Here is an 8,484-nt window from a genome sequence, read left to right as displayed (position 1 = left end):
CTGGAGCTTGCCCGCGAGGGTGCCTCCGTGGCCCTGGTCGGCCGGCGCGAGGACCGGCTCACCGACCTCGCTGCGGAAATCACCGACTCCGGCGGTAAGGCCCTGGTCGTGCCCGCCGACATCACCACCGCCCAGGCCGCCGCGGAAGCGGTCGAGCGGACCGTCGAGAACCTGGGCCGCCTGGACACCCTGGTCAACAACGCCGGCCTCATGCTGCTCGGGCCCGCTCCCGGCGCGGACCTGAACGACTGGCGGCGCATGATCGACATCAACCTCATGGGCCTGATGTACACCGCCCACGCGGCCGTTCCCCACCTGGTCAAGGCAGCCGCCGAGGAGCCGCGTCAGGTCGCCGACATCGTCAACATCGGCTCACTCGCCGGCCGCAACGCCTACGCCATGTCCGCCGTGTACAGCGCCACGAAGTTCGGCGTCGGTGCCTTCAGCGAGGCGCTGCGTCAGGAACTGGCACGCCAGCACGTCCGCGTCTCCGTCGTCGAGCCGGGCAGCGTCGACACCGAACTGCGCACGCACAACCCCGACGTCATCCAGCAGCACATCGTCGCCGCCCTGGGCGACATCGACCGGCTGCAGAGTCAGGACATCGCCGACACCGTCGGCTACATCGTGACCCGCCCCCGGCACGTGGCCGTCGCCGAACTGCTCGTACGCCCCACCGAGCAGGTCTGAGCACCATCCCCGTGGCCAACTCCGAGACAGGCAAGGAGGCGTGATGGCGGCCCACACCCCTCTCACTCCAGCCGACACCATCGTCCGTGTCTGCCTGCTGCTGGCCACTGCCATCGCGCTCGGAGGCGGCTTGGAGCAATTGGCGCAGGGAGCTCCGGCGGGTGGGGCGGACGCGGACAACGTGCACCGCTTCCTGGCGGGCGTCCACATCGGATGGGCTCCCCTGTTCTTCTGGGCGGCGGCAACGATCCGCCGACAGGGAGTGCTCGTCTACTTCCTGGCCGTCCCGATCTTCCTCGGGGGCGTCGGGCGGCTGGTCTCCTTCGCCCGGGACGGCATGCCCAGCCCGGCGGGTGTCTTCCTCGCCTCCGCCCTCCTGGAGCTCATCCTCCCGATCGTCATCGTCCGGGCGCACTCCACCGCACTCAGATCCAGACGAGTGGCGGTGGCTGCCTGAGGCACCGGACCCGGGCGCTCAGTGTCATGTGCGGGTTGATGGAACTGCCCGGACGAAGGGCGAGGTGGGCGGTGCTGATCGGCGGTGCCTCCGGTCGACGGGTCATCCGGTCAAGGACCCGGTGCAGGTCGGGGACGGTGATTGCGGCCTGGGCGTACAGGCGCCGGTTGCGTCAGGTGTGGTTCTGCCACACCCGGCCCCGAATGTGTCGTTGGCCTGCAAAGGAGACGTGGGAAACGTGAGACGGAAAAAGATTCTGGCGGCGGTGACCAATCAGGCCACCTACGGGGCGAGCAAGCACCCGACCGGCCTCTGGCTGGGTGAGCTCGTCCATTTCTACGACAAGGCGGTCAAGAACGGCCACACCGTTGATGTGGTCAGCCCGGCCGGCGGCGAGGTGCCACTCGACCCCCGAAGCCTCGGCCGGTTGTTCGCCGACCGGACGGTTCGCAATTATCGAGCCGACCCGGCCTTCATGACCTCCCTGAAGTCCACCGCTTCCGTTGCCGACGCAGATCCGGACGACTACTCCACGATCTTCTTCACGGGTGGGCACGGCACTATGTGGGACTTTCCCGACAGTGCCGACCTGCGGGGAACAGCCGAGGCCATCTACGGCGGGGGCGGCATCGGCTCCTCGGTCTGCCATGGCGCCTGCGCCCTCATCAACCTCCGTGACGCCGACAGGAATCCGCTCGTACGGAACCGCACCGTCACAGGCTTCGCGACGGTCGAGGAAAGACTGGCCGGTGTGAAGGGCAGGGTGCCGTTCCTGCTGGAGGACGAATTGCGCGCGAAGGGCGCCAAGTATGTGCGCTCCACCGTTCCGATGACGCCGCACTCCGTGCGCGACGGCCGTCTGATCACGGGTCAGAACCCGGTGTCCACCAAGGCCGTCAGCGACTTGGTTCTCGCTGCCTTGGCCGAGGCCGAGTAGCCAGTGACCTACGAATCCAGACCGGCGCCACGCGGGCCGCGGCCGCGCTGACCGCCGCCCGTCTGCCTTCGCACGCGCTGGACGCCACCAGGCGGCGCACCGGATGGTCGGCGTCCGGGTACTCGGCGGCCGCGTTCAGGAACGGCGATCCGCGAAAGCCGCGCCCGCGGGCGCGCTCGGCGATCGCCTCGAAGATCAGGTGGATCGCCTCCGCGGACGGATGCTCGGCGGCCAGCGGTCCGGTCACTTCCCGGTGGTAGGCGTCCTTACCTTGCCCGTTCACGCCGACACGATCGACCACCCCACCCCATCCCCACTCTCCGACAAGGGCATCGACATGACCACCAGCACCACGCAACGAACAGCCCACTGCCGTCTCTGCAAGCCCTCGCAGGAGCCGAACGACTACACCCTGTTCCTGCGTCAGTGGGTGCGTGCACCGGCCCGCATGGGGGCCGTCGCCCCCAGCTCGCGGCACCTGGCCGAGGCGGTCTGCTCCCCGGTGCCCGAACGCGGCGAGCCCGTCGTGGTGGAACTGGGTGCCGGCACCGGACCGTTCACCGCCGAGATCCAGCGCCGGCTCGGCGGGCGCGGCCGCCACCTGGCCGTCGAGATCGATCCACTCCTCGCCCAGCGCCTGCGCCACCGCCACCCGGGGGCGGAGATCATCCAGCGCGACGCCGTACACCTGCGCCATCTGCTGGATGAGCGCGAAATCGAGAGCGCCGACGTGGTGGTCAGCGGTCTGCCCTGGGCACTCTTTTCCCCCCGCCGTCCAACACCGGCTCATGGACGCGACAGCCGCGGTGCTCGCCCCGGCGGGTGCCTTCACCGCGTTCACCTACCTCCACGCCGTTCCCCTCACCCCCGCCCGTCGGTTCCGCGAGCTGCTGGCCAGCCGCTTCGAGGAAGTCGTCCCCAGCCGCACCATATGGCGCAACCCACCCCCGGCCTTCGTCCTCCACGCCCGCAGACCCCGCCCATAACCCCCGGGTTCGGCGCCATGGTCACCCACGACTTGGCGTTGATGGTGCGCGGTTCCGTCGCTACGACACCTTCATCGCGCAGTCGGCGATTTGCAGCGGCTGATCGAGTACCCGAAGCTCGGCTTCGCGTCGAGCAGGAGTGCCGGCGGATGTGTACGGCGCTTACGAGCGACTCGTGCGGGCCGGGCTCGACAGCCGTCTCGTCACCCTCTGACGGCGATTCAGTCCCGAAGGTCCTTGACCATGACCGCGTACACCGGTGAGTCGGCGAACGGCTGCTGCTCGCCAACTTTGACGTATCCCCACGACGCACAGGCGGTTTGGCTCGGGAACCCGAACGGCCCGCAGTGGCCGCTACCCTCCAGGCAGCCACCACCGACGCGAGGAACGCCAGGATGGACGACGAACCGCTGAAGGACTGGGCGGAACGCCGTGACGCGGAGATCGGCCGGCTTCGTGCCGTGCCTGTCGTCTCCGGTGACGGCCCCCGGGGGTCGCATCTGCAGCCGGATGCGCCACGCGTCATCGAGCGGTGGAACGGGCACGCATGGGAGCCGCACGCCTTCGCCGCCAACCTCGCCGAGGCAAAGGCGATCCTTTACCCGGTGATCACCGAGTCCGCGCCTCCAGGGCCGGTGCCGAAGCCGCTCGGCTCCGGCACCGGGAAGCACCGCAAACCCCATGCACCCGCGTCGGATGGTGGCGGCCGGGCGCAGAGGTGATCAGCGCCGCCGAGTCTGAGACTGCTCCGCGCGCGGAGCGGTGGAGCGCACAGTGCCCTTGCCCAAACCCATGTGCCCTCAATGCGCCCAGGCCGCCTGACGGCCCCTCCCGGCACATGACGAGGGCGGGACCCGAAAGCCCCGCCCGAGCCCAACAAAACCCCAGGTCAGGGCCACACCAGGCAATAAGGCTGATGCCCCGCCTCATGCAACCGATGGCTGAAGTCCTGCCACTCGTGCAACAGCTGGTACACGTTGAACGCATCCCGCGGCCCACCCCGGTCCGGCACCGTCGACCAGATGAACGCCGCCGCGCCCACCGCCTCCTCGCCGATGCCCCGCAGCGGATCCACGACCGTCATCGGGAGCTTGACGACCGCGTAGTCGGGGTGCAGGACGACCAGCTCCAGCGGCGGCACCTTGTGCAGGGGGACGCCCTCGATGCCCGTCAGGACCATCGCGGCCATCGTCTCCGGCTTGATCTTGGTGAACATGCCGTTCATGCCGAGTTCGTCGCCGCCGAGTTCCTCGGGGCGCATCGAGATCGGGACGCGGGCCGCGGTCGCACCGTCCGGCGCGCCGAAGTACTTGTACGTCACCCCCACCCGACCACCATTCCTGCTCCCCGCCCGGAGGCGATCCACCTGGCGGTCGATCCGCCGGTCGATCGGTTCGGGCTCACTCGGTACACCCTGTGTCTGTGCCTGACGTGCTTCGGCGGCTTCCTCCGCGTCGCGCCGGTGCCTTCCCCGCCGGGCACGTCGAGGACCCAGGCCATCAGTCCCCTCGCCCAGTCCGCCACCGCGATGCATATCTCCACCCGACTGCTTTTCTAGGACGCGTGGCGCCCGCCGCGCAACCCGATCATCGTGTCAGTGACCTCCCCCACGGCCGCGCGCCGAAACGTGCGTGGAAACACCTGTCCGCAGGATCTTTGCAGCCCCTGAACGCCATACTCCGCATGAGCTGTACGTACAGGTCCCAGTATCGGCTCACAGTTTCGCAGACGGGAGTGGGATCGATCACCGGTTTGGCGGCCCCCTGCCACCCGGCCCCGCTGGCCTACCCTGAGGAGGTCACTGGCAACCGGAGTCCGAGAAGTCGGAGAACTCGCAGGTCATGAGCGAACTGCCTTATTCATACGAAGCGCCTGCGTCGCAGGCTCTGTTCGACCGTGCGGCCGCCGTCACACCCGGCGGCGTGAACTCGCCCGTGCGGGCCTTCCGCGCGGTGGGCGGTACGCCCCGGTTCATGGTGTCCGGCAGGGGGCCGTATCTGACGGACGCGGACGGCCGGGAGTACGTCGACCTGGTGTGTTCGTGGGGGCCGATGATCCTCGGGCACTCCCACCCCGAGGTGATCGCCGCCGTGCAGGAGGCGGTCGCGCGCGGTACGTCCTTCGGTACGCCCGGTGAGGGCGAGGTCGCGCTCGCCGAGGAGATCGTCGAGCGGGTCGCTCCGGTCGAGCAGGTGCGGCTGGTGTCCAGCGGGACCGAGGCGACCATGTCCGCGATCCGGCTCGCCCGTGGGTTCACCGGGCGGGCCAAGGTGATCAAGTTCGCCGGGTGCTACCACGGGCACGTCGACGCCCTGCTCGCCTCGGCCGGCTCCGGTGTCGCGACCTTCGCGCTGCCCGACACGCCCGGCGTCACCGGCGCCCAGGCCGGCGACACCATCGTCCTGCCGTACAACGACCTCGAGGCCGTGCACGCCGCGTTCCACGCCCACCCGGGTGAGATCGCCTGCGTCATCACGGAGGCCTCGCCCGGCAACATGGGTGTCGTACCGCCGCTGCCCGGGTTCAACCAGGGGCTCAAGGACGCGTGCCGGACCAACGGTGCGCTGTTCATCTCCGACGAGGTCATGACCGGCTTCCGCACCAGCCGCGCCGGGTGGTTCGGCGTCGACGGCGTGGTGCCCGACCTCATGACCTTCGGCAAGGTGATGGGCGGTGGGTTCCCCGCCGCCGCCTTCGGGGGGCGCGGTGACGTCATGGCGCACCTCGCACCGGCCGGGCCCGTCTACCAGGCCGGCACCCTCTCCGGGAACCCCGTCGCCACCGCCGCCGGGCTCGCCCAGCTGCGGCTGCTCGACGACGCCGCGTACGCCAAGATCAACGCCGTGTCGCAGCAGATCCAGGCGCTGGTCTCGGACGCACTGACCAAGGAAGGCGTGGCGCACACGCTGCAGAACGCCTCCAACATGTTCTCCGTCTTCTTCACCGACCGCCCGGTGCGCGACTACGAGGACGCCAGGGCGCAGGAGTCGTTCCGCTTCAACGCGTTCTTCCACTCGATGCTGGCCGGTGGGGTCTATCTGCCGCCGTCGTCCTTCGAGTCCTGGTTCGTGTCCACCGCGCACGACGAGCAGGCCGTCCAGCGGATCGCCGACGCCCTTCCGGCGGCGGCCCGCGCGGCAGCGGAGGCGACCGCATGAGCCAGACCCGTGACATCACCGTCGTCCACCTCATGCGGCACGGCGAGGTCGCCAACCCGGACGGGATCCTGTACGGCCGGCTGCCCGGCTATCACCTGTCCGAGCTCGGCCGGCAGATGGCCGACCGGGTCGCCGAGCACCTCGCCTCCCGCGACGTCACCTACGTCGCCGCCTCCCCGCTGGAGCGCGCGCAGGAGACGGCGACCCCGATCGCCAAGGCGCACGGCCTGGACCTGGCGACCGACGCACGGCTGATCGAGGCCGACAACGTCTTCCAGGGCAAGACGTTCGGCGTCGGCGACGGTGCGCTGCGGCGGCCCGGCAACTGGAAGCACCTGGTCAACCCGTTCCGGCCGTCGTGGGGAGAGCCGTACATCGAGCAGGTCATCCGCATGATGGGGGCGCTGGACGCGGCGAAGGACGCGGCGCGTGGGCACGAGGCGGTGCTGGTGAGCCATCAGCTGCCGATCTGGATCGTGCGGTCGTACGTCGAGCGGCGCCGGCTGTGGCACGACCCGCGCCGCCGGCAGTGCACGCTCGCGTCCCTGACGTCCTTCACCTACGACGGCGACCGGATCGTGTCCGTCGGCTACACCGAGCCGGCCCGCGACCTCGTGCCCGCCCATCTGCTGGCGGGCGCCAAGCCGGTGAAGGGGAAGGACAAGGCCTTCGGGGCGTAGCGCTCCGCTGGGTTGGTGGGGCTTCCAGGCAGTTCTTCGGCTGCCGGCCGGTGGGGGTTGTTCGCTCCCCCACTCTCGGCTTCGCTCGAGCGGGGGAACCCCCATCGCGGCGGAGCCGCATATAGATGCAGCCCCGCGCCCCTTATGAGGCGCTGTTGCGCCGTTGTTGCATTTGTTCCGAAGCGCTGGCAATTAACCGGAACCTCCCCGTTCGTTGCGCCCTCTGACTGGGTGACCAGCAGAGAGCGCAACGGACGGGGATGGCATGCGTCACATCAGTCGACGGGGAGCGATCGGGCTCGGCGCGGGGGCCGCGGCCGCCGTCGGACTCGCGGGGTGCGGCACCCTCACCTCCTCAGACGGGCCGGCCCACGCCGGAGGTTCCGCCACCAAGGGCAGTCCCACCCCTCGCCCCGACCGTCCCCTCGGCGACGGCTCCACCGCCTTCACCGGCAAGCAGCCCCACCAGCCTGCCAAGCCCGAGCCGTTGGAGCCGGGGCAGACCCCGCCGCAGTTCGTCGTCCTCTCCTGGGACGGTGCCGGCGAGGTCGGCAACGGGCTCTTCCCGCGCTTCCTGGGCCTCGCGCGCGACCACGGCGCCCACATGACCTTCTTCCTCTCCGGCCTGTATCTGCTGCCCGAGTCGAAGAAGCGCCTCTACGACCCGCCGAACAACCCGCGCGGCGCCTCCGACATCGGCTACCTCACCGACGCGCACATCAAGGACACGCTGAAGAACGTCCGCCGGGCGTGGCTGGAGGGCCATGAGATCGGCACCCACTTCAACGGCCACTTCTGCGCCGGGCCCGGCTCGGTCGGCAACTGGACGCCGCAGCAGTGGCGCAGCGAGATCGATCAGGCGAAGTCCTTCGTGAAGGAGTGGCGGACCAACACGGGGTGGACCGATCTGCCCGCCCTGCCCTTCGACTACGACAAGGAACTCGTCGGCGGCCGTACGCCCTGTCTGCTGGGCCAGGACAACCTGCTGCCCACCGCCCGCGAACTGGGCTGGCGTTATGACGCCTCCGCGCCGGGCGGCCTTCAGGTCTGGCCCTGCAAAAAGCAGGGCATATGGGACCTTCCGCTCCAGCAGATACCTTTCCCCGGACGCAGTTTCGAGGTCCTCTCGATGGACTACAACATGCTCGCCAACCAGTCGGTCAACTCCACCAACGCCCCCTCCCGCAACTACCCGGGCTGGCGGGAGCAGTCGGCGCAAGCCTACATATCCGGCTTCAAGCGGGCATACGAGACAAACCGCGCCCCCTTCTTCGTCGGCAACCACTTCGAGCAGTGGAACGGCGGCATCTACATGGACGCCGTGGAGGAGGCGCTGAAGCACATCGCGCGGGAGAAGGAGAAGGGCGGGGACGTACGGCTGGTGTCCTTCCGGCAGTTCGTGGACTGGCTGGACGTACAGAAGCCCGAGGTGCTCGACAAGCTGCGGACCCTCGAGGTCGGGCAGGCGCCCGCCGAAGGGTGGAAGCGGCTCTGAAAGAAGCGGTGCTGAAGCGGTCCTGAAATGCGGGTTCACGCCTGCAAGGGGGGTGCGCAAGATCCCCGGAACGGACATGCG

At 69.4% G+C, this 8,484-nt stretch carries 10 protein-coding genes; 8 read left to right on the top strand and 2 right to left on the bottom strand.

Translation table 11 applies throughout. The features are described 5' to 3' along the window. From ACFVJQ_RS38935 to ACFVJQ_RS38925, 3 genes are all read left to right on the top strand, one after another. Window positions 1-690: SDR family NAD(P)-dependent oxidoreductase (locus tag ACFVJQ_RS38935; RefSeq protein ID WP_385790494.1), on the top strand; the 690-nt coding region annotated here is incomplete at its 5' end. A 43-nt stretch (window positions 691-733) separates the two neighbouring features. After that, on the top strand, window positions 734-1,147 hold the full coding sequence (locus ACFVJQ_RS38930) for a DUF4345 domain-containing protein (protein WP_385512572.1): 414 nt from the start codon (window positions 734-736) through the stop codon (window positions 1,145-1,147). Between the two features lie 121 nt (window positions 1,148-1,268). Further along, the gene (locus tag ACFVJQ_RS38925; protein WP_385790492.1) at window positions 1,269-2,084 is read left to right on the top strand and encodes a type 1 glutamine amidotransferase domain-containing protein; all 816 of its coding nucleotides are present in this window, start codon (window positions 1,269-1,271) and stop codon (window positions 2,082-2,084) included. Here ACFVJQ_RS38925 and ACFVJQ_RS38920 read toward each other — a convergent pair. Then, entirely contained in the window at window positions 2,044-2,781 is a 738-nt protein-coding gene (locus ACFVJQ_RS38920) for a hypothetical protein (RefSeq protein ID WP_385790490.1), read from the bottom strand. The two genes, ACFVJQ_RS38925 and ACFVJQ_RS38920, sit on opposite strands and share 41 nt — an antisense overlap. A 91-nt stretch (window positions 2,782-2,872) precedes the next feature. Here ACFVJQ_RS38920 and ACFVJQ_RS38915 point away from each other — a divergent pair, with 91 nt between their 5' ends. Beyond that, window positions 2,873-3,070 (top strand): hypothetical protein, encoded by a 198-nt coding sequence (locus tag ACFVJQ_RS38915; RefSeq protein WP_385790488.1) that lies wholly within the window; start codon window positions 2,873-2,875, stop codon window positions 3,068-3,070. A 395-nt stretch (window positions 3,071-3,465) separates the two neighbouring features. After that, window positions 3,466-3,792 (top strand): DUF6087 family protein, encoded by a 327-nt coding sequence (locus tag ACFVJQ_RS38910; RefSeq protein WP_385790486.1) that lies wholly within the window; start codon window positions 3,466-3,468, stop codon window positions 3,790-3,792. A 167-nt stretch (window positions 3,793-3,959) separates the two neighbouring features. Here the strand turns inward: ACFVJQ_RS38910 and ACFVJQ_RS38905 are convergent, their stop codons facing one another. Further along, window positions 3,960-4,397 (bottom strand): hypothetical protein, encoded by a 438-nt coding sequence (locus ACFVJQ_RS38905; protein ID WP_003974483.1) that lies wholly within the window; start codon window positions 4,395-4,397, stop codon window positions 3,960-3,962. Between the two features lie 514 nt (window positions 4,398-4,911). On the opposite strand from ACFVJQ_RS38905, the gene hemL reads away from it, so the two are divergent. The 3 genes from hemL (at window position 4,912) to ACFVJQ_RS38890 (ending at window position 8,403) form a co-directional block, all read left to right on the top strand. Continuing rightward, window positions 4,912-6,228, top strand: coding sequence for a glutamate-1-semialdehyde 2,1-aminomutase (hemL, locus tag ACFVJQ_RS38900; protein WP_385512568.1), 1,317 nt, complete (start codon window positions 4,912-4,914; stop codon window positions 6,226-6,228). Next, window positions 6,225-6,908, top strand: a complete 684-nt coding sequence (locus tag ACFVJQ_RS38895) for a histidine phosphatase family protein (protein WP_385512567.1) — start codon at window positions 6,225-6,227, stop codon at window positions 6,906-6,908. Before hemL ends, ACFVJQ_RS38895 begins: the two co-directional genes overlap by 4 nt. 265 nt (window positions 6,909-7,173) lie before the next feature. After that, window positions 7,174-8,403, top strand: coding sequence for a hypothetical protein (locus tag ACFVJQ_RS38890; RefSeq protein ID WP_385790483.1), 1,230 nt, complete (start codon window positions 7,174-7,176; stop codon window positions 8,401-8,403). Window positions 8,404-8,484: the final 81 nt, after the last annotated feature.

The organism is Streptomyces sp. NPDC127197 (assembly GCF_042672405.1).
Lineage (GTDB): Bacteria > Actinomycetota > Actinomycetes > Streptomycetales > Streptomycetaceae > Streptomyces > Streptomyces flavusporus.
The sequence above is the reverse complement of the archived record's forward strand: the minus strand, read 5'-3'. Positions and strand labels throughout refer to the sequence as shown.

Bases quoted from the DNA above. Each gene is read 5' to 3' on its own strand.
- ACFVJQ_RS38890 (WP_385790483.1), top strand. From the start codon at position 7,174: ATGCGTCACATCAGTCGACGGGGAGCGATCGGGCTCGGCGCGGGGGCC.
- ACFVJQ_RS38930 (WP_385512572.1), top strand. From the start codon at position 734: ATGGCGGCCCACACCCCTCTCACTCCAGCCGACACCATCGTCCGTGTC.
- ACFVJQ_RS38920 (WP_385790490.1), bottom strand. From the start codon at position 2,781: ATGGCGCAGGTGTACGGCGTCGCGCTGGATGATCTCCGCCCCCGGGTG.
- ACFVJQ_RS38915 (WP_385790488.1), top strand. From the start codon at position 2,873: ATGGACGCGACAGCCGCGGTGCTCGCCCCGGCGGGTGCCTTCACCGCG.
- hemL (WP_385512568.1), top strand. From the start codon at position 4,912: ATGAGCGAACTGCCTTATTCATACGAAGCGCCTGCGTCGCAGGCTCTG.
- ACFVJQ_RS38910 (WP_385790486.1), top strand. From the start codon at position 3,466: ATGGACGACGAACCGCTGAAGGACTGGGCGGAACGCCGTGACGCGGAG.
- ACFVJQ_RS38895 (WP_385512567.1), top strand. From the start codon at position 6,225: ATGAGCCAGACCCGTGACATCACCGTCGTCCACCTCATGCGGCACGGC.